Source organism: Pseudomonas sp. NPDC087029 (genome assembly GCF_044745345.1).
Taxonomy (GTDB): Bacteria; Pseudomonadota; Gammaproteobacteria; order Pseudomonadales; family Pseudomonadaceae; genus Aquipseudomonas; species Aquipseudomonas faucium.
Genome location: NZ_JBIVAB010000001.1, coordinates 628,022 through 648,302 on the forward strand (window position 1 = coordinate 628,022; position 20,281 = coordinate 648,302).

Sequence of the window (20,281 nt, forward strand, 5' to 3'; positions counted from 1 at the left end):
GTTTACCTCGCGTTGCCGACCGGGGATTCCGGCTGCAGCTTCAGGTACAGGTAGAAGAGCACCAGGGTGATGAGTACCAGCAGTGCGGCGGCGGCGCTGGCCAGGCCCCAGTTGAGGAACGACTGCACCTGCTGGATGATGAATTCGGGCAGCATCATGTTCTGCGCGCCGCCCAGCAGCGCCGGGGTCACGTAGTAACCGAGCGACATCACGAACACCATCAACGCCCCGGAGAACAGCCCCGAGCGGCACAGCGGCAGGAACACCTTCCAGAAGTTGGTCCAGGGGCTGGCACCGCAGATCGAGCCTGCCTGCAGCACCATTGGGTCGATGGCATGCATGGTCGCCTGCAGCGGTAGCACGATGAACGGGATCATGATGTAGCTCATGCCGATCACCACGCCCGTGAGGTTGTGCACCATCTCCAGCGGCGCATCGATGATGCCCAGGGCCATCAGCACCTTGTTGATCACCCCCGAGCTTTGCAGCAGCACGAGCCAGGAGTAGGTGCGCGCCAGCAGGCTGGTCCACATCGACAGCAGCACGATGTTCAGCAGCCAGCGGCCCCAGCCGTTGGGCACCAGGGTGATCGCCCAGGCCAGCGGAAAGCCCAGCAGCACGCTGATCACGGTGACCACGCCGGCCACCGAGAAGGTGTTGAACAGCACCCGCGCATAGGCCGAGTTGGCGAACAGCTGCTCGTAGTTGCCCAGCCCCGGCACCGGCTCCAGCACGCCGCGCAGCAGCAGGCCGATCAATGGCGCGAAGAAGAACAGGCCCAGGAACAGCAAGGCCGGCAGCAGGTTGCGGCTGCCTTTCCAGCGCCGGCTCATGGGTTCGCGGCGGCTGGCCGCGCCCGGTGCGCCGGCGCCCGTGGGGGCACCTTGGGCGTTGTGCAGGGCGTTGATGGCGACTTTCATTTCACCAGCCACTCATTCCAGCGTGCGGCGATGGCCTGGCCGTTCTTCGCCCAGTAGGCGAAGTCCAGGGTCACCTGGTCCTGGGCATAGGCGGTCGGCAGGTTGGGGGCCAGGTCCTTGTCCAGCTTGGCCACGCTGTCGACGTTTACCGGGGCGTAGGCGGTCTTGTTGGCGAACGCGGCCTGGCCATCGGCGCTGCTGGCGTTGGCCAGAAACTTCATGGCCGCGTCCTTGTTCTTGGCGCCTTTGGGGATGACCAGGAAGTCGGCCATGACCAGGTTCTGCTTCCAGCTCACGCCCACCGGCGCGCCGTCTTGCTGCAGGGCGTAGACGCGGCCGTTCCAGAACTGGCCGAGCGAGGCTTCACCGGAGGCCAGCAGTTGCTGGGACTGGGCGCCACCGCCCCACCAGACGATGTCTTTCTTGATGGTGTCGAGCTTCTTGAAGGCGCGGTCCAGGTCCAGCGGGTAGAGCTTGTCGGGGGCTACGCCGTCGGCCAGCAGGGCCAGTTCGAGCACGCCGGGGCTTGGCCACTTGTACAGCGCGCGCTTGCCGGGGTAGGTCTTGGTGTCGAACAGCGCGGTCCAGTCCACCGGCTTGTTGGCGCCGAGCTTGCCTTCGTTGTAGCCGAGCACGAAGGAGAAGAAGAACGAACCGACGCCATGGTCGGAGACGAAGCGGGGGTCGATCTTGTCGCGCTGGATGGTGTTGAAGTCGAGGGGTTCGAGCAGGCCTTCGCTGGCGGCGCGCAGGGCAAAGTCGGCCTCCACGTCCACCACGTCCCACTGCACGTTGCCGCTTTCGACCATGGCCTTGAGCTTGCCGTAGTCGGTCGGGCCGTCCTGCACCACCTTGATGTCGGTGGCCTTGCTGAAGGGCACGGCCCAGGCTTCTTTCTGGGCGTCCTGGGTGGTCCCGCCCCAGCTGACGAAGTTGAGGCTGTCAGCGGCCTGCACGGCCTGGCAGGCCAGGGTCAACAGGCTGGCAGACAGCACTGCGGTTACACGTTTGCTCAACAGCATGGTTACGCCCTCGTTGCTTTTGTTATTCGAGGCGGGGCTGGTGGTGCGCCCGCCAACAGTATTCGGGGAGCAGCTTCGACAATGTGTGGGGTGGCCGTTTTTTCAGTTTAGGCGGCGGCCTGTTAATTCAAGGTCTACGGGATATCATATTATGGTATTCCAAACTTTTGGCAAGAGGGGGAGGCTACCGGCCATCACTCCGTGGTTTTGCTGCCTCACATTGCGCAATTCCTGTGGGAGCCGGCTTGCCGGCGATGAGGCCAGGGCAGGCAAATGTGCATTGCTTGCTCGGGCCCTATCGCCGGCAAGCCGGCTCCCACAGGGTAGGAACAGCACAGCCTTCTGTGCCTCAGCCAACCATCCCCGGCTCGAACGGTATGCTCTGCACCACTTCCAGCTCATACCCCGCCAGCCCCGCATACTTGAGCGGCGGCCCCAGGTGGCGCAGCTTGCCCACGCCCAGATCCTGCAGAATCTGCGCCCCGGTGCCGACCTCCGAATACACCTTCGACTGCCCGCGCTGGTAAGGCCGCAGCGGCTGGGTCAGCTGCGGCACGCGCTCCAGCAACGCCTGGGAAGACTCGTGGTTGGCCAGGATCACCACCACCCCGGCACCTTCCTCGGCCACTTTCTGCAGCGCCGCCCACAGCGTCCAGTTGGCCGGCCCCGCGTACTCGGCGCCGACCAGATCGCGCAGTGGGTCGATCACGTGCACCCGCACCAGCGTCGGCTGCTCGCGGCGGATATCGCCCATCACCATGGCCATGTGCACACCGCCTTCGATGCGGTCCTCGTAGGTGACCAGACGGAAGGTGCCATGCACCGTCGGCAGCTCGCGCTCGCCGATGCGCTTGATGGTCTGCTCGGTGCTCAGGCGGTAGTGGATGAGGTCGGCGATGGTGCCGATCTTGATGCCATGCCGGGCGGCGAACACTTCGAGGTCCGGGCGGCGGGCCATGGTGCCGTCGTCGTTGAGCACCTCGACGATCACCGACGCTGGGCTGAAGCCGGCCAGCCGGGCCAGGTCGCAACCGGCCTCGGTGTGCCCGGCGCGGGTCAGCACGCCGCCTTCACGGGCGCGCAGGGGGAAGATGTGGCCCGGCTGCACCAGGTCTTCGGGGCGGGCATCGGCGGCCATCGCCGCGGCCACGGTGCGCGCCCGGTCGGCGGCGGAAATGCCGGTGGTCACGCCCGTGGCGGCCTCGATGGATACCGTGAACGCGGTGCTGAACACGCTGCCGTTGGCCGGCACCATCTGCTCCAGGCCCAGGCGCTGGCAGTGCTCGTCGGTCAGCGTCAGGCAGATCAGGCCGCGCGCTTCGCGGGCCATGAAGTTGATGGCCTGGGCGTCACAGCGCTCGGCGGCGATCAGCAGGTCGCCTTCGTTTTCGCGGTCTTCGTCGTCCACCAGCAGCACCATCTTGCCTTGCCGGTAGTCCTCGAGGAGTTCTTCGATGCGGTTGAATGCCATTGCTGCACGCTCACGGTGATGGGGTGGTTTTTATGGTATACCATCATACACAAATAGTTTTGCAACAGGAGAGCAGCGGATGAAAGCCTATTGGATCGCCCATGTGGATGTGACCGACCCTGAGCAGTACCAGCAGTACACCCAGCGCGCGCCGGCGGCGTTCGCGGCGTTTGGCGGGCGCTTTCTGGCCAGGGGCGGGCGCAGCGAGGCGATGGAAGGGCGGCCGACGCCGCAGCGTAGCGTGGTGATCGAATTTGATTCGTATGAGCAGGCGGTGGCGTGCTATCGGTCTGCGTTGTATCAGGAGGCTTGTGGCCATCGGCAGGGCGTGGCCAAGGCGCAGGTGATCATCGTGGAAGGGTTCGAGCCTTGAGCTGAGCAATGCCGGCCTCTTCGCGGGGCAAGCCCGCTCCCACAGACCTGTGGATGCGGCTATGCTTGCCCCATGAGCACACCGCCCAATTTCCGCCAACCTTGCCCCCCTGGCGCCTGCGACTGCGGCCGCGAAAAGCTGGCCGAGCAGCCGCCAGCGGCCCAGCGCATCCTGCTGCTCACCCGGCAGGAAGAAAAGCGCCTGATCGAACGGCTGGAGCATGTGAAGGACCTTGAAGACCTGCAGCGCCTGCAGGTGCGGATGTTCGACAACCTGGGCATTCGCGTGCGCATTGCACCGGGGTTCAACGAGGTGCGGACCATGCGCGGGATCGTCATCGAGCTCGATGCCCAGCCTGGGCTTTGCCGCAAGACGCGCCAGGCGATTCCGGCGGCGATTCGGCGGGGGTTGGAGCGTAATCCGCAGGTGGCGTTCCGGTTGTTGGATGCGCATGATCTGTTGCGCGATGCGTGAGGGAACGTGGGGGCTCGGCTTGGTTTTTGTGGTGGGGCAGAAATCGAGCGCCGCCCGCGCGGCGCATCGCGGATAAATCCGCTCCCACATTTGTTGCAACGTACCTCTGTCTGGTAGGCCATGGTTGCCAGCCTTGGTGGCACGACGCGATTTTTTTGTGGGCGCGAGGCTCACCTTGATTTCTCGGCGGGCGCCAAAGGCGGACAACCATGGCCTCACAGACCATGGCACGTTGCAACAAATGTGGGAGCGGATTTATCCGCGATGCGCCGCGCGGGCGGCGCTCGATTTCTGCCCCCCTACAAAAACCAAGCCGAACCCCCGCCGCCCCCCCTAATTTTTCCGAATCCCCCTACGTCTACCTGAGAGCCCTCCCACGCCAAGCGCGTACCGGCACCTATCACTCAAGGAGACAGGCAATGACTTCCGTTTTCGACCGCGACGATATCCAGTTCCAGGTAGTGGTCAACCACGAAGAGCAATATTCCATCTGGCCCGACTACAAGGCCATCCCCAACGGCTGGCGCGCCGTGGGCAAGAGTGGCCTGAAGAAGGACTGCCTGGCCTACATCGATGAAGTGTGGACCGACATGCGCCCCTTGAGCCTGCGCCAGAAAATGGCCGAAGCCGCCGCCCAGTGACCACCCTCAACCTGCTGTGCCTGCCGTATTCCGGCGCCAGCGCGATGGTCTACAGCCGCTGGCGGCGCAAGCTGCCGGCCTGGCTGCAGGTGCGCCCGGTCGAGTTGCCCGGGCGCGGGGCGCGCATGGCCGAACCGTTGCAGACCGACCTGCAGGCCCTGGCCCGGCAACTGGCCGGCGAACAACGCCTGGCCACCGCCGCGCCCTATGCGCTGCTCGGCCATAGCCTGGGCGCGCTGCTGGCCTTCGAGCTGGCCCATGAGCTCAAGGCGCTGGGTTGCCCACCACCGCTGGCGCTGTTCGCCTGCGGCACCGCGGCGCCCACCCGGCGCGAGGGCTACGATGGCGAGAACTGGCGCGAGCCCAAGAGCGATGAGGCGCTGAAAAGCGAGTTGCGCACGCTCAACGGCACGCCGGAAGAAGTGCTGGCCAACGATGAGCTGATGAGCCTGACCCTGCCCATCCTGCGCGCAGATTTTCTGCTCTGTGGCCGTTATGCCTATCGCCAGCGGCCCACGTTGGGCTGCCCGCTGCACGTGCTCGGGGGTGACGCCGACCGCGCCAGCCAAGCGCAACTGCTGGCGTGGGGCAGGGAAACCCACGGCCATTTCTCGCTGCGCATGTTCCCCGGCGGCCACTTCTTCATCCATGAGCACGAGGACCCTGTGCTGGGCGAGCTGGTGGCAGCACTCGAGCCCCATCGCATGAGCGCCTGATTGACGTCGCCGCTTGCCTGGTGGACGCTAGGCGTTTTCCCAGGCAAGGGGCAGACAATGCTGATCGATCCTCACAAGGCCACGCTGCTGGTCGTCGACATCCAGGAAAAACTCATCGGCGCCATGAGCGACCCCGAGGGCACCCGTGCCCGCGCGCGCTGGTTGCTGGCGGCCTGCGCCGAGCTGGAACTGCCGACCGTGATTTCCGAACAGTACCCCAAGGGCCTGGGCCACACCCTGGGTGAACTGCTGGCGGTCGCGCCTGGCGCCGAGGTGGTCGAGAAAACCCATTTTTCCTGCGTGGCCGCCCAGTGCCTGCCCGCCAGCTTGATGGCGCGCGAACAGGTGATCGTCTGCGGCATGGAAACCCACGTCTGCGTGCTGCAGACCGTGCTCGGCCTGCTGGGCCTGGGCAAGCAGGTGTTCGTGGTGCAAGACGCATGCGACAGCCGCACCCCGGCCAACAAGGCCGCAGGCCTTGCGCGCATGGCCCAGGCGGGCGCACAGGTCGTGACCCGCGAGATGGTGCTGTTCGAGCTGCTGGGCAGCGCCAGCCACCCGCAGTTTCGCCACATCAGCAAGGCCTACATGGTCGGTGAGCAGCCCTGAACGGCCGGCTAGTCGCGGCGGGCCTGATGGCCCTGGCGCTGCTGCAAGGTTGCGCCGGGCGGCGTGAGGAGGAGCCTGAGGCCGACCCCGCCAAGGTGCGTGCCCAGCTGCTGCGCCTGCTGCCGGCGCAGGCCAAGGACCGCGAAGGCTGGGCCAGGGACATCCAGCAGGCGTTCGAAGCCCAGCGCCTGGCGCCGAGCAAGAGCAACCTGTGCGCGGTGCTGGCGGTGACCGAGCAGGAGTCGACCTTCAACGCCGACCCGCAGGTGCCTAACCTGGGCCGTATCGCCCGCGAGGAAATCGACCGCCGCGCCGCCAAGCTGCATGTGCCGCGCCTGCTGGTGGACGGTGCGCTGAACACGCAATCGGGCAATGGCAAGACCTACCAACAGCGTCTGCTCGCCGTGCGCAGCGAGAAAGAGCTGAGCGCGCTGTACGACGAATTCATCGCCCGCTTGCCGCTGGGCAAGACCTTGCTCGGCGGGCTCAACCCGGTGCACACGGGCGGGCCGATGCAGGTCAGCGTCGAGTTCGCCGAACAGCATGCCAAGGATTACCCCTACACCTACAGCGGCACGATTCGCCAGGAGGTGTTCTCCCGCCGAGGGGGCATGTACTTCGGCATCGCCCACTTGCTGGGTTACCCCGCGCACTATGAGCGGCAGGTTTATCGCTTCGCCGATTTCAATGCCGGTTGGTACGCGAGCCGCAATGCGGCGTTTCAGGCGGCGCTGAGCCAGGTGACTGGCGCAGGGCTGGCACTGGATGGCGACCTGATCGCGCCCGGGGCGATCATGCCGGGTACCACCGAGCAGGCGGCGCGCAAGCTGGGGGTGAAGCTGGGGTTGCGCAATACGCAGATTCGCAGCCAGCTTGAACTGGGTGACCGCCTGGCGTTCGAGGACAGCAAGCTGTACAGCGGGGTGTTTGCCCTGGCCGATGCGGCGGCGGGCAAGCCGGTGCCGCGGGCGGTGTTGCCGGGGATCGAGCTGCAGAGCCCGAAGATCACCCGCAAGCTGACCACCGCGTGGTTTGCCGGGCGGGTGGATGAGCGGTATCAGCGGTGCATGAAGCGCTAGCAGTCTGTACCGGCCCCATCGCCGGCTTGCCGGCGATAGGGCCGGCGAGGGCACCATCACCCCTCGCGCAATGCCCCGACCACCTGCTCGACACTGGCCTTCAACCCCGCCACCGCATCTTCCGGGTCACTCTCCACCACCAGCAGCTTCGCCCCACTGGCCTTGATCACCTCAACCACCGCCGCCTCCGGCTGCCGATGGTCCAGCACCAGCGCCACGTCCTGATCCCTCAGGTTGTCAGCCAGCGCCTTGAGCGCCGCCGCGTCCCACTTGCCCTGCGCCGGCAGCGGCTGCTCCACCACATCCAGGTTCAACCCGCTGGCCAGATACCCCAAGCGCTCGGACAGGCTCACCACCGCCAGGTTGTCGGCCTGTGCCAGCTGGGTCTGGCTGTCAGCGGTCAACGCCAGCAGCTGGTGCTTCACCCCCGCCAGGTTGGCCTTGATCCGCGCCTGCTCGGCCGGCGCCAGGCGCTCCAGGTCATTGGCCAGCACATCGGCCATGCGCCCCAGATTGGTCGGGCTGAGCCACGGGTAGGCCGCGTAGGCATCGTCGCCGACCACCGCGATGCCCGGCAGCACGCCGTCCACCGGGCGCGCGGCATCGATCTCGACGATGCGGATGTTGCTGCGCCGGGCCAGCGGGTACAGCGGGTCATCACGCCAGATCGAACGCACGCCGATCACCGCATCGGCCTGCTGCGCGGCCTTGGCCAGGCTGGCCCCGCCGCGGCTGCTGAAGTAGGCCGGCTGGCGGCTGGCCGGCAGGTTGGCCGGGGCGGCGCGGGTGAGTTGCACCGAGGTGCCGGCGAGCAAGGCGCTGGCCAGGCTGTGGGTGACGGGCAGGGAGGCCAGCACTTGCGTGGCGCTGGCCAGCGTGGGCGCGCCGGCCAGGGCCAGGGCCAAGGTCAGTTGTTTCAGGTTCATGCCGGGTTTCCTTGCAGGCGTGGAACGAGGGCGCGGGCCAGGGCGGCGAGGGCGAAGCAGATGCCCGCCACCAGGATGATCGCGGCGCCGGAAGGTACCGGCAGGTCGAACATGATCGGCAAGAGGATGCCGAGCAAGGTACTCAGCGTGGCGATCAGCACCGCGATGAAGAAAAAGCCCTTGAGCGACTGGCTGACCAGGCGTGCGGCGGCCGCCGGGATCACCAGCAAGGCCCCCACCAGGATGGCGCCGATCACCTTCACCGAGGCCACGGTCACCAGCGTCACCAGCACCACGAACAGGTAGTCCAGGGTTTTCACCGCCACCCCGCGCACGGCCGCCAGCTGCGGGTTGAAGCTGGCCAGCATGATGCGGTTGTACAAGGGCAGCGCCAACGCCAGCACCAGCACCGCGACGATGCCCAGCACCACCAGGTCCTGGCCGCTGACGGTCAGCACCGAGCCGAACAACACGTTCTCCAGGATGTGCACGTTGATCTTGCCGGCCAGCATCAGCAGCAGGCTCGCGCCCAGCGCCAGCGACACCGACAGAAACACCCCGATCAGCGTGTCCGGCGACAGCCCGGTGCGGTTGCGCAGGAAGTTGAGCACGATGCCGAACAGCAGGCAGTAGCCGAACAGGCTGCCGTAGGGGCCGGTGTAGGGCTCGCCGAGCAGGATGCCGATGGCAACGCCGGTGAGCGCGGCATGGCCGACGGCTTCGGAGAAGAAGGCAAAGCGCTTGACCACCACCAGGGTGCCCAGGCCGCCCAGTACCGGGCCGATCATCAGCCCGGCCAAAAGCGCGTTGATCACGAAACCGTAGGCCAGTGCCTCCGGCAGGTAGCCAGCATTGGCCCATTCCTGGACCAGTTGGCGGAATGCTTCATAGCTCATCAGGCGAGGCTCTCGCTGCGCGGGTGGACGGAGAACAGGCCGAGCAGGCGCTCGGGGGTGAGGGCCTGGGCAGGCGGGGCATCGAACAGCACCTGGCGGCTCAGCCCGGTGACCCGGTCGGCCAGGCGCATCACCGCTTGCAGGTCGTGCTCGATCCACAGCACGGTGGTGCCGGCCTGGCGCCAGCTGAGCAGCAGTTGCTCGAACACCTGGATGCCGGCTTCGTCGAGCGCCGACATCGGCTCGTCCAGCACCAGCAGTTGCGGCTCGGGAATCAGGCCCTGGGCCAGCAGCACGCGCTGGCGTTCGCCGCCGGACAGCGCACCCATGCGCCGCTTGCGCTTGTCGAGCATGCCCACCCGCGCCAGCGCCGCGTCGATCGCAGGTGCAACCCGGCGCGACAGGCCGAGGAAGGCCGGGCGGCGCTGGCACATGGCGGCCATGAAATCGTCCACGGTCATCGGCAGGCCGCGGTCGAACTCCAGCGCCTGGGGCACGTAGCCGATTATTTGCTGGTCGGCGGGCCAGTGCAGGGTCAGTTGGCCCTGGTGCGGCATCTGCCCGAGCAGGGTCTTGATCAAGGAGCTCTTGCCGCCGCCATTGGGCCCGACGATGGCGTGCACGCTGCCGGGCGCGACGCTGAAACTCACCTGTTCGAGGATGCGCGTGCGGCCCAGGGTCAGCTCGATGCCGGCAAACTCGATGCGCGGGCCGCCGGGCACGGCGAGGTGGGCGGCGGCGGTCATGCGCGGTTCTCCTGGATGGCGCGGACCACGGTGTCGAGGTTGCGCTTCATCTCCACTTCGTACTTGTCCTTGGTGTATTCGCCGTAGGAAATGTGCGTCAGCGGGTACAGGCGCACGCCGGATTCACGCTGGATGGTTTCGACATAGGCCGAGGGAAAATCCATCTCCGAGAAGATCACCTTCACGTCCAGCGCCTTGAGCTGGTCGATGGTTTTCTTCAACTGCGCCGGGCTCGGCTCGATGCCGTGGGCGGGCTCGACCACGGCGGTCACCTCCAGGCCGAAGTCGCGCACCAGGTAGTCGTAGGCGGCGTGGATGGTGGCCACGCGGAAGGTCGCATCCGGGGCTTCGGTGACCTTGGCCAGGGCCTCGGCGCGCAGGGTGCGCAGGCGCTTGGCGTAGGCCCGGGCGTTCTGCGTATAGAACTTGGCGTTGGCCGGGTCGAGCTTGCCCAGCTCGCGGGCGATGTTGTTGACCTGGGCAATGGTGGTGCTGATCGACAGGAAGGTGTGCGGGTTGACCACCTTGCCGGCGCCGCGCGCGGCGATGCCGGTGGCCGCCAGCAGCGGCACGTTCTGGTTGGCCTCGATGGTGGCGACGCCGGGCTTTTCGCTGGCGGCGATCATGCGGTCGGCGAAGTCGTCATGGCCGACGCCGTTGAGCACCACCACATCCAGGGTGCCGATGCGCTTGATGTCTTCGGCGCGGGGCTCGTAGGCATGTGGGTTGAAGCCTGCGGGAATCAGCGGCACCACCTCGGCCTTGTCGCCGACGATATTGCTCACGTAGCTGTAGTAAGGGTGCAGGGTGATGCCGATGCGCAGGGGTTTGCCGGTATCGGCCAGGGCCAGCACGGGGAAGGCGCAGGCCAGCAGCAGGGCGAGGGCGGAGCGGAACATGGCGGGAATCCTTGGGTTCAATGACGGTGTTGGCGGGTGACCCCGGCGTCGTAATGGCTGACCACCTGTTGCCAGCCGGCGGCGATCAGCGCGGCCTGGCCAAGGTCGTCCGGGGCCATGGCGGCGCTGTCGCGGCGCAGCCACACATCGGCCTCGGCGCTGCCGTCGCCCGGCAGGATCAACAGGAAACTGCCGGCCACCTGCGGCGCCTGGCTGCGGCCGAGGTAGGCGCCAAGCGGCAACCAGGCCCATTGGTGGGCGCCGCGGCTCTGGCTGCCGGCGTCCACCACGAACGGCGGCAGGCCTTCCTCGGCCAGCATGGTCACGCTGGGCACGGCGGCGGCTTCGTCACGCATCAGCTGGATCTCGTCGAACGCCACCCGCAGGTCGGTGTAGATGCCCTGTTCGGCGGCGCTGAGGTCGCGGCGGGCGTCGATCTGGTGGCTGGCGATAGGCTGCTGGTCGTCGCGCTCGCCACGCAGCAGCACCACCGAGGCGGCGAGGGCGAGGATCAGCAGGCTGACCAGCAGCACATAGAGGGTTTCGTGCCCGGCACCGGCGGGGCGTACCACCTGGGTACGGCTGGGGGCCTGGGCACTCATGGTTGGGCGATGTCGGCGTAGTCGACTTCCACCACGTGCCCGGGGCCGGCGTCGAACAGCACGTAGAATTCGCCGTCCGGGCGCTTGAAGGTCAAGCTCGAGTCTTCGCCCAGCTTGCCGCCGACCAGCACTTGCTCGTCGTAGCCGATCACATCCAGGGTCACCCCCGGCGCGCCGCTGCCATCGGAGAAGCCGCCGGTGCACCTGACCTGGCCGCCAGCGACCTCCTGGCATTCGCACATCGGGTTGTGGGCCAGCGCCGGGCCTGCGGCCAGGGCCAGCAGGGGCAGGGCGAGGGTGCGCAGCAGGTATTTCATTTCTTGCCTCCTTGTTGTTCGAGCCAGGCCACGGTGGCGGGGGATGCCTTGGCCAGCGGGACCGACGCCTGGTGCAGGCTGCCGTCCCAGCCTTCGACGGTGATCCACACCTCGGCGTCGGGCCGGGTGCGCGGTGGAATCGGCAGGTTGGTGCCCATGCGATACGGCGCGCCGAAGAAGATGGTGCCGGCGGCGCGCAGGCTGCGTGGCTTGCCGATGCGCAGGTAGACGGCCTTGACCTCGCCGACGCAGGCCTTGCACAGGGCGGCGTTGAAGGCCTTGAAGTGGCCTGCCGGGCCGTCGGCGCGGGGGGCTTCGTTGCGCAGCTCGGCAAGGTCCAGGCGGTACGGGCCGACCTGGATGTCGTTGACCGGGTTCACGCCCAGGCCGGCGTCGCCGCGAAACAGCGCGGCATCGGCAAAGTACTTGGGCATGAAGCCCAGCGGGATGAGGATCAGCAGGATATTGAGGTGAAAGCGCCACTTCAGCCACCACTGCTTGAGCGGGCTGGCGGGCAGGGGCTGGGCCTGGCTCATGGGCGGATCTCCACGGTGGTTTCACGGCGCGCCTGGCGCGGTGCGCGTTCGCTGCGCTTGAGGGCGGCGGCGGTGGCCTGGGCGGTGCGCTTGGTCCAGATCAGCAGGCCACTGAACACCATCAGGGTCAGCACCAGGCCGAAGAAGAACCAGATCAGCTTGATCGGCAGGCCGCCGAAGTCGCCGGTGTGCAGCGGGCGCATCGATTCGGTGACGAACTCCAGGGCGCTGCGGTCGCTGATCACGAACTGGCTGTCGACGTTGCGGGTATAGGGGTTGACGTTGGCGCTCTGGAACATCAGCGGATACCAACCCGGCCCGCTGAGGGTGATATGGCTGTAGGCGGTGGCCGGCAGCACCACGGCGTTGATGTCCAGCCCCGGCACCGCCAGCCCGGCCAGGCGCGCCGCTTCATCCACGTCGATGCGTGGCGCCGGGCTGCCATCGGCCGTTTGCGGCACCTCTTCGCGGGCGATGACCGGGGCCACCGGCTCGCTGGAGATGGAAATCTGGTTGTCGAAGAGGATGGCCTGGATCAGGAACCAGGTGCCGGTGATGGAGATGACCGCGATGAACCAGATCGACCAGACCCCGGCCAGGCGATGCAGGTCACCCCAGAAGATGCGCGAACCGTGCCCGGTGCGTACCGGCTTGAAGAAGCCCTTCCAGAACTTCTTGTACACCACCAGCCCCGTTACCAGCGACGCCAGCATCGGCAGCCCGAGCATCGACACCAGGTACCAGCCCCAGCTGAAGCCGTTGGTGAACGGCACCAGCCACCAGCCGTGCAGGGCGCGGGTGAAGGCCTCGAAGTTGAAGTCCGGGACCTTGCCCTGGATCGCCCCGCTGTAGGGGTTCACATAGAGCGTGGGGCTGCTGCCGTCGGGGTAGGTCACGCCGGCGGTGATGGCGAAGTGCGAGCCGTCGGGCTGGCGCAGCGAGCGCACCGCCATGTCGGGCTCGGCCTTGTGCAAGGCGTCGAGCACCTGCTGGAAGCTCAGGCGTTCGGCGCTGTCGTCTGGCTTGCTGGCCCGCACATCGGGGTTGGCCAGCCAGACGATCTCCTGGCTGACCACCGCGAGCATGCCGGTGAAGCAGACGATCAGCACGAAGAACCAGATCGGCAGGGCGAGCCAGCTGTGCACCAGGAACCACAGCCTGGACTTGGATTTTTTCGGGGTTTTGGCCATCGGTCGTCTTCTGAAAATAAGGGTCGAGCACAGGCCCAACCACTGGGGCTGCATATCTAAAGGACGAATGAGAATCAAAAACCCGACAATTCAAGTGCAAGCAAATGTTTCAGGCGCAAAAAAGCCGGCAGGGTGCAGGGCACCTTGCCGGCCATTGTTTGCCATAAAACTCAGGCGCTGGTCAGGGCGACCGGGGCTTGCACGGCGCCGTGCTGGCGGGCCAGGTCGTGGTAGAGCGCCTGACCGATCTCGGCGGCGCGCGATGGCAGCACCGACAGCAGGGTGTCGCTCAGGCCATGGCTGCTTTCGCAGAAACCTTGCAGGTACACCGAGGCCTGCAGCTCGGGGCTGGCGAGCACGCGGTAGTTGCGATCGACGCTGAAGTCTTCCAGGTAGCCTTGCAGCGGTGCCAGCAGGTCGCGGTGCGAGCGGCGCTCGTAGCCGGTGGCGAGAATCACGGCGTCGTAGCGGTGGGTCTGCTGCTGGCCGGTGGCCAAGTCGCGCAGGGTCAGCTCGATGCCCTCGCGGGTTGCCACCACGGCCTCCACCTGGCGGCGGCAGAGCACGTTGTGGCGGAACTGGTGGGCGACCTTCTGGCGGTAGAGGATGCCGTAGATGCGCTCGATCAGGTCCAGGTCGACCACCGAATAGTTGGTGTTGTGGTACTCGCCCAGCAGCTTGGCGCGCTGGTCGGCCGGCTCGTTGTAGACCAGGTCGGTGTAGTCCGGCGAGAAGATCTCGTTGACGAACGGGCTGTCATCGGCCGGCTTGAGCGCCGAGCCGCGCAGCACCATGTCGACCTTCACCGACGGGTAGCTGTCGTTGAGGTCGATGAACGCCTCGGCGGCGCTCTGGCCTGAGCCGATCACCGCGATGCGCATCGGCTTGCCCTGGGTGCAGGGCAGCTTGTTCAGGCTGCTCAGGTACTGGGAGTGGTGGAACACCCGCGGGTCGTCCTTGAACGCGCCGAATTTCTCCGGAATCTTTGGCGTGCCGCCGGTGCCGACCACCACCGAACGGGTGCGCCGGCTGTATTCGCGGCCCTGGCCATCGCGCGACACCAGGCGCAGGTGCTCGATGCGGCCGGCTTTCACTTCCGGCTCGATGCGCAGCACCTGCTCGCCATACACCGCCTGGGTGGCGAAGTGCTCGGCGGCCCAGCGCAGGTAGTCGTTGTACTCCAGGCGGCAGGGGTAGAAGGTGCCGAGGTTGATGAAGTCGGCCAGGCGCTGCTTCTGGTGCAGGTAGTTGACGAAGCTGTAGGGGCTGGTGGGGTTGCGCAGCGACACCAGGTCCTTGAGGAAGGAGATCTGCAGCTCGCTCTGGGTGGCCAGGGTTTCGCCGTGCCAGCGGTATTCCTGCTGCTTGTCGATGAACAGCGCGTCGAGGGCGTGGCCCTGGCTCTGGGCGAGTTCTTCCAGGGCGATGGCCAAGGCCAGGTTGGAAGGGCCGAAGCCCACGCCGATCAGGTCTTTGATGGTTTCCGGGTGCGAAGACTGGCTCATGGCTGCGATTCCATAATGGTCGAATGTGGACGCCCGCCGGGGCTCCGGCTCCTGCGTAGGTACATGGGTTGAAACGAGCCAGGGGGTGGGGAATTTACTGGCGGGCCAGGTACCGCCTGGCCGCTGGCGCTAAAGGTCTGCGCGTGGCGGCCGATAGGGAGGTCGATGCAAGGACCATTTCAACGCAGGGACAAACACATGGTAGGTATCGCAGCGGTAACCATCAGCAACGCACCCGCCGCCACGGCAGCGGTGGCCAGCGAAGCGGACAAGGCCGAAGAAAGCCAGGGCACGGCCGTTCAGGCGGACACTTCGAAACTGCGCGGCAGTGGCCAGGCGCAGGGCGCCCAGGGCAGCGAAGAAAGCAGCGAGCCGGCGCACATCAAGCAGTTGCGCGAAATGATCAAGCGGCTGCAGCAGCAGTTGGTCGAGGAGCAGAAGCAGCTGGCCGACCTGATGGCGCGGAAAATGGATGAAACATCCAAGATGGCGGCGGTAACGGGCAAGCAGGCGAGCATTGCCACGCTCAATGGCGAGATCATGCAGGCTACTGCGCAGTTGCTCGAAGCCTTGCAGAAGACCGGCGGCAGCAGTGCCGGTGGGATGGTCAGCACCCAGGCCTGAGGCCTTGCTTGACCGTTTGTAGGAGCGGCCTTGTGTCGCGAAAGGGTCGCGGAGCGGCCCCAGGATTTCAGTGGCCCCAAGATTTCAGTGGCCCTGAGATTGCTGGGGCCCTGAGATTGCTGGGGCCGCTTCGCAGCCCTTTCGCGACACAAGGCCGCTCCTACAGGCGACCGGGTCTTACTCCGTGGCCAGGCGGCCCTTGTTCTGGCGGTCCGACTTGTACTGCATCGCCACCGCCGGCGCAGGCTTGGTCGCGCCAGTCTCCAGCCACTGGCGCATGCGGCTGGCGTCGGCGAAGTGGGTGTACTTGCCGAAGGCGTCGAGGATCACCATCGCCACCGGGCGGTTGTCCATGCGCGTCAGCAGCACCAGGCAGTGGCCCGCTTCATTGGTGAAGCCGGTCTTGGTCAGCTTGATGTCCCAGTTGCTCTTGTTCACCAGGTGGTCGGTATTGCGGAAACCCAGCGTGTAGTTGGGTTTGCGGAACGCCACGGTCTTTTCGCGGGTGGTCGACAGCTCGCTCAGCATCGGGTACTTGCGCGAAGCCATCAGCAGCTTGCCGAGGTCACGGGCGGTGGACACGTTCTGCGTCGACAGGCCGGTGGGCTCGATGTAGCGGGTGTGGCTCATGCCCAGGCTGCGGGCCTTGGCGTTCATCGCCTTGATAAAGGCCGGGTAGCCGCCTGGGTAGTGGTTGGCCAGGGTGGTGGCGGCGCGGTTTTCCGACGACATCAGGGTAATCAGCAAGGTTTCGCGGCGGTTCAGCTCGCTGCCCAGGCGCACCCGCGAATACACGCCTTTCATGTCCGGGTTGTTGGCGATGGTCATGGTGAGCATCTCATCCATGGGCAGCTTGGCGTCCAGCACCACCATCGCCGTCATCAGCTTGGTCACCGAGGCAATCGGCACCACGCGGTCGGCGTGGCTGGAATACAGTTCCTGGTTGGTGTTCAGGTCGATCAGCAAGGCACTGCCGGAAGCCAGGTGCAGCTTGCTGGGGTCGCGCTGAACCTGTGCTGGGGGTTGTGCAGCAGCGGTCGACGGAAGGGTCGCGGTACCTGTGAGCAACAGCAACAGGCTGAGGATGGACAGGGATGTTTTCACGTTGAGGCTCACTAAAGGTTGGTATGTCGTTGGCTGTGCAAGGGTTTTCCCCCAAAAAACGCTCGCATTCTGGAGTATGGCTGAACGCCTGTCGATTGCTCGTTGAGCCAGCCCTTGGAAATGAAAAAAGCTTCATGCTGTAACGGTTATCCCGCCGCCGTTCGTCGGTTCGTGCAGGCAAAAAAAGACCCGCCATAGGGCGGGTCGCAAAGGGCGTAGGGAGCAACGCACAACAAATTCGGTCAAGCGAGCAGGCTACCGGCCTGCAGTTGTTCAGCCAGGGCCTGGGCCGAGGCGCGGGTAGCCAGCGGGCCGCTTACGGCTTCGCCGTTGCGCACCAGGTACCAGCATGCCAGCAGCCCCTGCTCACGCAGTGTGGTGGGGACGGCACTGCCGATGACGGACATGATCTGAATAGTGGCCATGGGGGACCTCCTGTGAAACATGGCCCTACCTTACGCAGCAGCCTTACCGGTTTGAAATCAACTTGTTCAATAGTGCTCATCAGTATTTTCTACGGTCACCAGCGCGGCGGGCCGTAATACACCCGCGGCGGGTAGTAGGCGCGGTAGACCGGGGGCGGCGGCACCGGCACGTAGTAGGGCTGGTAGTACACCGGCGGCGGCGGTGGCGCCTGCACGTACACCGGGGGCGGCCCGTAGTAGGCCGGTTGCTGCTGCACATACACGGTGCGGTCGTGGCCGGCGCTGACCGTCGCCCCGACCACGGCCCCGACCACCGCGGCGCCGAGCAGCGGGCCCGGGCCATACCAGCCACCACCGCCACCGTGGGCGTTGGCTTGCCCGCTGATGGCCAGGGCACCGACCAGCAGGGCGATTCCGGGGATAAGGCGGTTCATGAGACGTCCTCGCAAGAAACCCCACGCTTGGGGCCCTATTACTATGACTCTGGGCTCTGTCAGCTGAGCACAGGGGAACGGTAAAGGTTGTGTAAGGGGCGACCAGCGGTTGCCTCTGTTACGCTGAACAAACGTTTCAGTCATGAGAAAGGAGCAGGTTATGGTGACAACTCCCAGCAGAGACACGGTGCTGTGCATCTCCCTGGCCGGCCGGCCAGGCACCTTTGGCGTGCGCTTTCATAACCACCTCTATGAGCAGCTGGGCTTGGACTATTACTACAAGGCCATGACCACCGACGACCTCCCGGCTGCCGTGGCCGGCATCCGTGCGCTGGGCATCCGGGGCTGCGGGGTGTCGATGCCGTACAAGGAGGCCTGCATGGCATTGGTCGATGAAATCGACCCCTCTGCGGCGGCGATCGAGTCGGTCAACACGCTGGTCAACACCGATGGCCATCTCAAGGCCTACAACACCGACTACCTGGCGGTGCGGCACTTGCTCGAGCAGCACCAGGTCGACCCGGCCACCGCGTTTGCCCTGCGTGGCAGTGGCGGGATGGCCAAGGCGGTGGCCAGTGCCTTGCGCGATGCGGGGTTCGAGGAAGGTGTGATCGTGGCGCGCAACGAGCAGGCTGGGCGGCAGTTGGCCGATGTCTGCGGCTATCGCTGGGTGGCCGAGCTGGGTGACCTGTGCCCGCCGATGCTGGTGAACGTGACGCCGATTGGCATGGCGGGTGGCCAGGAAGCTGAACACCTGGCATTCAGCGAGCAGGCCATTGCCGCTGCCGAGCGCGTGTTCGATGTGGTGGCGATGCCGGCGCAGACGCCGCTGATTCGGCGTGCACAGGCGTTGGGCAAGCCGGTGATCACCGGGCTTGAGGTGATTGCCTTGCAGGCGCTGGAGCAGTTCGTGCTGTACACCGGGGTGCGGCCGACGGCGCAGCAGGTCGAGGCAGCGGTGGCGTTCGCGCGGGTGGGGTAGGTTGCTTTTGAGGGCCCCATCGCCGGCAAGCCGGCTCCCACAATACCTGTGGGAGCCGGCTTGCCGGCGATGGGGCCCTCAAAGCGGATCAGAAGGCTTTGTGCCCCTTGTCCAACTGCTCATCCACCAACGCTCGGCCATGGGCCAGCGACACATGCTGGGCATTCTCGAGGTCGGAGAAGAACTTCATCGGTATCGAAATGCGCCTGCTGGTGTGCCCTTCAGGGTCGGTGATCAGGCAGCCGGCGGCATAGGGCAGGGGAGAATCGGGGTGGGGCATCACGGCGGCGGTGATGGTGTGGTCGCGGTATTCACAGTGCAGGGATTGCATCGTCCTTACCTCGCTGTGGCTATGAAGCGCTTACCTTCATATACCACAGCGAAGGGCCGCAAGTTCCCGGCCCGACGAGCGCGAGCGGGTAGGCGTCAGCCCTTGAGCTCGGTTGGCTGGATCACTTCGACCCAGTAGCCGTCCGGGTCCTTGACGAAGGCCAGGTGGTTCATGCGGCCATCGGCCAGGCGCTTCTGGAACGGCACGTTGAGCGCCTCGAAGCGGGCGCAGGCTTCACGCACGTCCGGCACCGAGATGCAGATGTGGCCGAAACCGCGCGGGTCGGTGTTGCCGTTGTGGTAGGCGAACTCGGCGTCGTTTTCGGTGCCGTGGTTGTGGGTCAGCTCCAGTACGCCGGGGATGGATTTCATCCACTGATGGCGGGCGGCGTCGTCGGCAGGGATCTGTGCCGGGTCGACCAGGGCCAGGAAGTACAGGCTGAAGGCCGCTTCCGGGAAGTCGCGCTTGTCGACCAGGCGGAAACCCAGCACGCGGGTGTAGAAGTCCAGCGATTTCTCGATGTCCTTGACCCGCAGCATGGTGTGGTTGAAGACGAACTGGGCGGTGGCGGCGTCAGGTTGGGCGGTAACGCCCGGCAGGGTGTGCAGATCGTGCAGGCTCATGGGTACTCCAGAGACGGGGCTGGCCGCGCGGCCAGCGGAACAGACAGGTGGGCCATGATACGGCAGTGAAGCGATTGCGCAAATGAAAGCGCCCTGCACGAGGGCAGGGCGCTGGAATTAGAGGCCCGCATGTGCGGGCGCGTGATGGGGTCGCTAGTCCTTTAGCTGTTTCGATACTGCTGCAGTGCTTGTGAAAAAAGTGTGAAGCAGGTGTTGACGTTTCATCAGCGTACCCAGCTTTCCACCTTCGCCGCACCGTACTGTTCCTTCCAGGCCTTCAGGCCGCGGTGGTTGCCGCCTTTGGTCTCGATCAGTTCGCCCGTATGGGGGTTTTCGTACACTTTCACCACGCGGGGCCTGCGTGTCTGTTTTGGCGCACTGGCCGTGCTGCGGGTCGCGGCTTTCGGATCCAGGATGGCGATGATATCGCGCAGACTTTTGTCATAGCTTTTCATCAGGCCGACTAGTTTCTGCTCGAATTCGATTTCGCGTTTGAGGCCGGCATCCTTTTTCAGCGCCTCCAGTTGCGCCATTTGTTCCTGGAGCGCTTTTTCGGCAGCACGAAACTCTGCAAGTCTGGACACTGTAATCACTCCTGTACGTCTACCGTGGCAGGGCGTGACGAACATTGAAGACAAATAACGCCGGCCACGCGGGTGGGTCATACTGTTCGCTGGTATCGAGTGTAGACACTTGTGGCAGGCCGGTAAACCGCAAACTTTTTCAAGTAACTTGGGAACTTTGCTAGTTTTTCGAGCGGTAAATTCGCGGTTTTTTGCGGCCCTGCGGGCGGGGCACTAGACCATGGTCCAATGGCCCGCCGTAGAGCATCTGCG

At 65.6% G+C, this 20,281-nt stretch carries 26 protein-coding genes; 8 read left to right on the forward strand and 18 right to left on the reverse strand.

The features are described from left to right. Positions 1–2 precede the first annotated feature (2 nt). From ACIPG5_RS02925 to ribBA, 3 genes are all read right to left on the reverse strand, one after another. Entirely contained in the window at positions 3–920 is a 918-nt protein-coding gene (locus ACIPG5_RS02925; RefSeq protein ID WP_176514484.1) for an ABC transporter permease, read from the reverse strand. Next, a complete protein-coding gene (locus tag ACIPG5_RS02930; protein ID WP_176514486.1) occupies positions 917–1,942 on the reverse strand; it encodes a polyamine ABC transporter substrate-binding protein in 1,026 nt (341 codons plus the stop codon). The genes ACIPG5_RS02925 and ACIPG5_RS02930 overlap by 4 nt, the downstream gene beginning before the upstream one ends. Positions 1,943–2,291: 349 nt before the next feature. Then, on the reverse strand, positions 2,292–3,413 hold the full coding sequence (ribBA, locus tag ACIPG5_RS02935) for a bifunctional 3,4-dihydroxy-2-butanone-4-phosphate synthase/GTP cyclohydrolase II (RefSeq protein WP_176514488.1): 1,122 nt from the start codon (positions 3,411–3,413) through the stop codon (positions 2,292–2,294). 79 nt (positions 3,414–3,492) lie between these two features. Here ribBA and ACIPG5_RS02940 point away from each other — a divergent pair, with 79 nt between their 5' ends. The 6 genes from ACIPG5_RS02940 to ACIPG5_RS02965 all read left to right on the forward strand — a co-directional run bounded on the left by ACIPG5_RS02940 (position 3,493) and on the right by ACIPG5_RS02965 (position 7,305). Then, positions 3,493–3,786, forward strand: coding sequence for a DUF1330 domain-containing protein (locus ACIPG5_RS02940; protein WP_176514490.1), 294 nt, complete (start codon positions 3,493–3,495; stop codon positions 3,784–3,786). 72 nt (positions 3,787–3,858) lie between these two features. Continuing rightward, positions 3,859–4,260 carry a hypothetical protein gene (locus ACIPG5_RS02945; RefSeq protein WP_176514492.1) on the forward strand — a complete coding sequence of 134 codons (402 nt, stop codon included), beginning with the start codon at positions 3,859–3,861 and terminating at the stop codon, positions 4,258–4,260. 419 nt (positions 4,261–4,679) lie between these two features. After that, positions 4,680–4,901 (forward strand): MbtH family protein, encoded by a 222-nt coding sequence (locus ACIPG5_RS02950; protein WP_003256222.1) that lies wholly within the window; start codon positions 4,680–4,682, stop codon positions 4,899–4,901. Next, positions 4,898–5,617, forward strand: a complete 720-nt coding sequence (locus tag ACIPG5_RS02955) for a thioesterase II family protein (RefSeq protein ID WP_176511910.1) — start codon at positions 4,898–4,900, stop codon at positions 5,615–5,617. The genes ACIPG5_RS02950 and ACIPG5_RS02955 overlap by 4 nt, the downstream gene beginning before the upstream one ends. A 57-nt stretch (positions 5,618–5,674) precedes the next feature. Continuing rightward, positions 5,675–6,226: a hydrolase gene (locus ACIPG5_RS02960; protein WP_401373237.1), complete on the forward strand. Its 552-nt coding sequence runs from the start codon at positions 5,675–5,677 to the stop codon at positions 6,224–6,226. 26 nt (positions 6,227–6,252) lie between these two features. Then, a complete protein-coding gene (locus tag ACIPG5_RS02965) occupies positions 6,253–7,305 on the forward strand; it encodes a DUF1615 domain-containing protein (protein WP_401373239.1) in 1,053 nt (350 codons plus the stop codon). A 56-nt stretch (positions 7,306–7,361) separates the two neighbouring features. Here the strand turns inward: ACIPG5_RS02965 and ACIPG5_RS02970 are convergent, their stop codons facing one another. From ACIPG5_RS02970 to ACIPG5_RS03010, 9 genes are all read right to left on the reverse strand, one after another. Next, positions 7,362–8,231, reverse strand: a complete 870-nt coding sequence (locus ACIPG5_RS02970; protein ID WP_401373241.1) for a metal ABC transporter solute-binding protein, Zn/Mn family — start codon at positions 8,229–8,231, stop codon at positions 7,362–7,364. Then, entirely contained in the window at positions 8,228–9,127 is a 900-nt protein-coding gene (locus tag ACIPG5_RS02975) for a metal ABC transporter permease (RefSeq protein ID WP_176511914.1), read from the reverse strand. Before ACIPG5_RS02975 ends, ACIPG5_RS02970 begins: the two co-directional genes overlap by 4 nt. After that, positions 9,127–9,873: a metal ABC transporter ATP-binding protein gene (locus ACIPG5_RS02980; protein WP_401373243.1), complete on the reverse strand. Its 747-nt coding sequence runs from the start codon at positions 9,871–9,873 to the stop codon at positions 9,127–9,129. Before ACIPG5_RS02980 ends, ACIPG5_RS02975 begins: the two co-directional genes overlap by 1 nt. Next, positions 9,870–10,772 (reverse strand): metal ABC transporter substrate-binding protein, encoded by a 903-nt coding sequence (locus ACIPG5_RS02985; protein WP_176511916.1) that lies wholly within the window; start codon positions 10,770–10,772, stop codon positions 9,870–9,872. Before ACIPG5_RS02985 ends, ACIPG5_RS02980 begins: the two co-directional genes overlap by 4 nt. 17 nt (positions 10,773–10,789) lie before the next feature. Beyond that, positions 10,790–11,374: a DUF6162 family protein gene (locus ACIPG5_RS02990; RefSeq protein WP_401373245.1), complete on the reverse strand. Its 585-nt coding sequence runs from the start codon at positions 11,372–11,374 to the stop codon at positions 10,790–10,792. Further along, positions 11,371–11,691: a hypothetical protein gene (locus ACIPG5_RS02995; protein ID WP_401373247.1), complete on the reverse strand. Its 321-nt coding sequence runs from the start codon at positions 11,689–11,691 to the stop codon at positions 11,371–11,373. Before ACIPG5_RS02995 ends, ACIPG5_RS02990 begins: the two co-directional genes overlap by 4 nt. Continuing rightward, a complete protein-coding gene (locus tag ACIPG5_RS03000) occupies positions 11,688–12,227 on the reverse strand; it encodes a thiamine pyrophosphate-binding protein (RefSeq protein ID WP_176511919.1) in 540 nt (179 codons plus the stop codon). Before ACIPG5_RS03000 ends, ACIPG5_RS02995 begins: the two co-directional genes overlap by 4 nt. Beyond that, entirely contained in the window at positions 12,224–13,417 is a 1,194-nt protein-coding gene (locus ACIPG5_RS03005) for a PepSY domain-containing protein (RefSeq protein ID WP_176511920.1), read from the reverse strand. The genes ACIPG5_RS03000 and ACIPG5_RS03005 overlap by 4 nt, the downstream gene beginning before the upstream one ends. Before the next feature lie 170 nt (positions 13,418–13,587). After that, positions 13,588–14,922, reverse strand: a complete 1,335-nt coding sequence (locus tag ACIPG5_RS03010) for a lysine N(6)-hydroxylase/L-ornithine N(5)-oxygenase family protein (RefSeq protein ID WP_176511921.1) — start codon at positions 14,920–14,922, stop codon at positions 13,588–13,590. Positions 14,923–15,120: 198 nt separating this feature from the next. Between ACIPG5_RS03010 and ACIPG5_RS03015 the strand changes: the two genes are divergently transcribed. Then, positions 15,121–15,546: a hypothetical protein gene (locus tag ACIPG5_RS03015; protein WP_176511922.1), complete on the forward strand. Its 426-nt coding sequence runs from the start codon at positions 15,121–15,123 to the stop codon at positions 15,544–15,546. Positions 15,547–15,723: 177 nt separating this feature from the next. On the opposite strand, the gene pbpG is transcribed toward ACIPG5_RS03015, so the two are convergent. The 3 genes from pbpG to ACIPG5_RS03030 all read right to left on the reverse strand — a co-directional run bounded on the left by pbpG (position 15,724) and on the right by ACIPG5_RS03030 (position 17,509). Beyond that, the gene (pbpG, locus tag ACIPG5_RS03020; protein ID WP_176511923.1) at positions 15,724–16,650 is read right to left on the reverse strand and encodes a D-alanyl-D-alanine endopeptidase; all 927 of its coding nucleotides are present in this window, start codon (positions 16,648–16,650) and stop codon (positions 15,724–15,726) included. 242 nt (positions 16,651–16,892) lie between these two features. Further along, positions 16,893–17,075 (reverse strand): hypothetical protein, encoded by a 183-nt coding sequence (locus ACIPG5_RS03025; RefSeq protein ID WP_176511924.1) that lies wholly within the window; start codon positions 17,073–17,075, stop codon positions 16,893–16,895. A gap of 95 nt (positions 17,076–17,170) precedes the next feature. Then, the gene (locus ACIPG5_RS03030) at positions 17,171–17,509 is read right to left on the reverse strand and encodes a hypothetical protein (protein WP_401373251.1); all 339 of its coding nucleotides are present in this window, start codon (positions 17,507–17,509) and stop codon (positions 17,171–17,173) included. 160 nt (positions 17,510–17,669) lie between these two features. On the opposite strand from ACIPG5_RS03030, the gene ACIPG5_RS03035 reads away from it, so the two are divergent. Then, the gene (locus ACIPG5_RS03035) at positions 17,670–18,491 is read left to right on the forward strand and encodes a shikimate 5-dehydrogenase (protein ID WP_401373253.1); all 822 of its coding nucleotides are present in this window, start codon (positions 17,670–17,672) and stop codon (positions 18,489–18,491) included. A gap of 88 nt (positions 18,492–18,579) precedes the next feature. Here ACIPG5_RS03035 and ACIPG5_RS03040 read toward each other — a convergent pair whose 3' ends face one another. The 3 genes from ACIPG5_RS03040 to ACIPG5_RS03050 all read right to left on the reverse strand — a co-directional run bounded on the left by ACIPG5_RS03040 (position 18,580) and on the right by ACIPG5_RS03050 (position 20,029). Next, positions 18,580–18,822 (reverse strand): hypothetical protein, encoded by a 243-nt coding sequence (locus ACIPG5_RS03040; protein WP_176511927.1) that lies wholly within the window; start codon positions 18,820–18,822, stop codon positions 18,580–18,582. A gap of 95 nt (positions 18,823–18,917) precedes the next feature. Next, on the reverse strand, positions 18,918–19,445 hold the full coding sequence (gene gloA / locus ACIPG5_RS03045) for a lactoylglutathione lyase (RefSeq protein WP_176511928.1): 528 nt from the start codon (positions 19,443–19,445) through the stop codon (positions 18,918–18,920). Between the two features lie 224 nt (positions 19,446–19,669). Beyond that, the gene (locus ACIPG5_RS03050; RefSeq protein WP_176511929.1) at positions 19,670–20,029 is read right to left on the reverse strand and encodes a histone-like nucleoid-structuring protein, MvaT/MvaU family; all 360 of its coding nucleotides are present in this window, start codon (positions 20,027–20,029) and stop codon (positions 19,670–19,672) included. Positions 20,030–20,281: the final 252 nt, after the last annotated feature.

What these genes read in the sequence shown, in the direction of transcription:
- ACIPG5_RS02960 (WP_401373237.1), top strand. Translation starts at nt 5,675, where the DNA reads ATGCTGATCGATCCTCACAAGGCCACGCTGCTGGTCGTCGACATCCAG.
- ACIPG5_RS03035 (WP_401373253.1), top strand. Translation starts at nt 17,670, where the DNA reads ATGGTGACAACTCCCAGCAGAGACACGGTGCTGTGCATCTCCCTGGCC.
- ACIPG5_RS03040 (WP_176511927.1), bottom strand. Translation starts at nt 18,822, where the DNA reads ATGCAATCCCTGCACTGTGAATACCGCGACCACACCATCACCGCCGCC.
- ACIPG5_RS02990 (WP_401373245.1), bottom strand. Translation starts at nt 11,374, where the DNA reads ATGAGTGCCCAGGCCCCCAGCCGTACCCAGGTGGTACGCCCCGCCGGT.
- ribBA (WP_176514488.1), bottom strand. Translation starts at nt 3,413, where the DNA reads ATGGCATTCAACCGCATCGAAGAACTCCTCGAGGACTACCGGCAAGGC.
- ACIPG5_RS02985 (WP_176511916.1), bottom strand. Translation starts at nt 10,772, where the DNA reads ATGTTCCGCTCCGCCCTCGCCCTGCTGCTGGCCTGCGCCTTCCCCGTG.
- ACIPG5_RS03010 (WP_176511921.1), bottom strand. Translation starts at nt 14,922, where the DNA reads ATGAGCCAGTCTTCGCACCCGGAAACCATCAAAGACCTGATCGGCGTG.
- ACIPG5_RS03005 (WP_176511920.1), bottom strand. Translation starts at nt 13,417, where the DNA reads ATGGCCAAAACCCCGAAAAAATCCAAGTCCAGGCTGTGGTTCCTGGTG.
- gloA (WP_176511928.1), bottom strand. Translation starts at nt 19,445, where the DNA reads ATGAGCCTGCACGATCTGCACACCCTGCCGGGCGTTACCGCCCAACCT.
- ACIPG5_RS02925 (WP_176514484.1), bottom strand. Translation starts at nt 920, where the DNA reads ATGAAAGTCGCCATCAACGCCCTGCACAACGCCCAAGGTGCCCCCACG.
- ACIPG5_RS02950 (WP_003256222.1), top strand. Translation starts at nt 4,680, where the DNA reads ATGACTTCCGTTTTCGACCGCGACGATATCCAGTTCCAGGTAGTGGTC.
- ACIPG5_RS02930 (WP_176514486.1), bottom strand. Translation starts at nt 1,942, where the DNA reads ATGCTGTTGAGCAAACGTGTAACCGCAGTGCTGTCTGCCAGCCTGTTG.
- ACIPG5_RS02980 (WP_401373243.1), bottom strand. Translation starts at nt 9,873, where the DNA reads ATGACCGCCGCCGCCCACCTCGCCGTGCCCGGCGGCCCGCGCATCGAG.
- ACIPG5_RS02970 (WP_401373241.1), bottom strand. Translation starts at nt 8,231, where the DNA reads ATGAACCTGAAACAACTGACCTTGGCCCTGGCCCTGGCCGGCGCGCCC.
- ACIPG5_RS02975 (WP_176511914.1), bottom strand. Translation starts at nt 9,127, where the DNA reads ATGAGCTATGAAGCATTCCGCCAACTGGTCCAGGAATGGGCCAATGCT.
- ACIPG5_RS02945 (WP_176514492.1), top strand. Translation starts at nt 3,859, where the DNA reads ATGAGCACACCGCCCAATTTCCGCCAACCTTGCCCCCCTGGCGCCTGC.
- ACIPG5_RS03025 (WP_176511924.1), bottom strand. Translation starts at nt 17,075, where the DNA reads ATGGCCACTATTCAGATCATGTCCGTCATCGGCAGTGCCGTCCCCACC.
- ACIPG5_RS02940 (WP_176514490.1), top strand. Translation starts at nt 3,493, where the DNA reads ATGAAAGCCTATTGGATCGCCCATGTGGATGTGACCGACCCTGAGCAG.
- ACIPG5_RS03030 (WP_401373251.1), bottom strand. Translation starts at nt 17,509, where the DNA reads ATGAACCGCCTTATCCCCGGAATCGCCCTGCTGGTCGGTGCCCTGGCC.
- ACIPG5_RS03015 (WP_176511922.1), top strand. Translation starts at nt 15,121, where the DNA reads ATGGTAGGTATCGCAGCGGTAACCATCAGCAACGCACCCGCCGCCACG.
- ACIPG5_RS02995 (WP_401373247.1), bottom strand. Translation starts at nt 11,691, where the DNA reads ATGAAATACCTGCTGCGCACCCTCGCCCTGCCCCTGCTGGCCCTGGCC.
- ACIPG5_RS02965 (WP_401373239.1), top strand. Translation starts at nt 6,253, where the DNA reads ATGGCCCTGGCGCTGCTGCAAGGTTGCGCCGGGCGGCGTGAGGAGGAG.
- ACIPG5_RS03000 (WP_176511919.1), bottom strand. Translation starts at nt 12,227, where the DNA reads ATGAGCCAGGCCCAGCCCCTGCCCGCCAGCCCGCTCAAGCAGTGGTGG.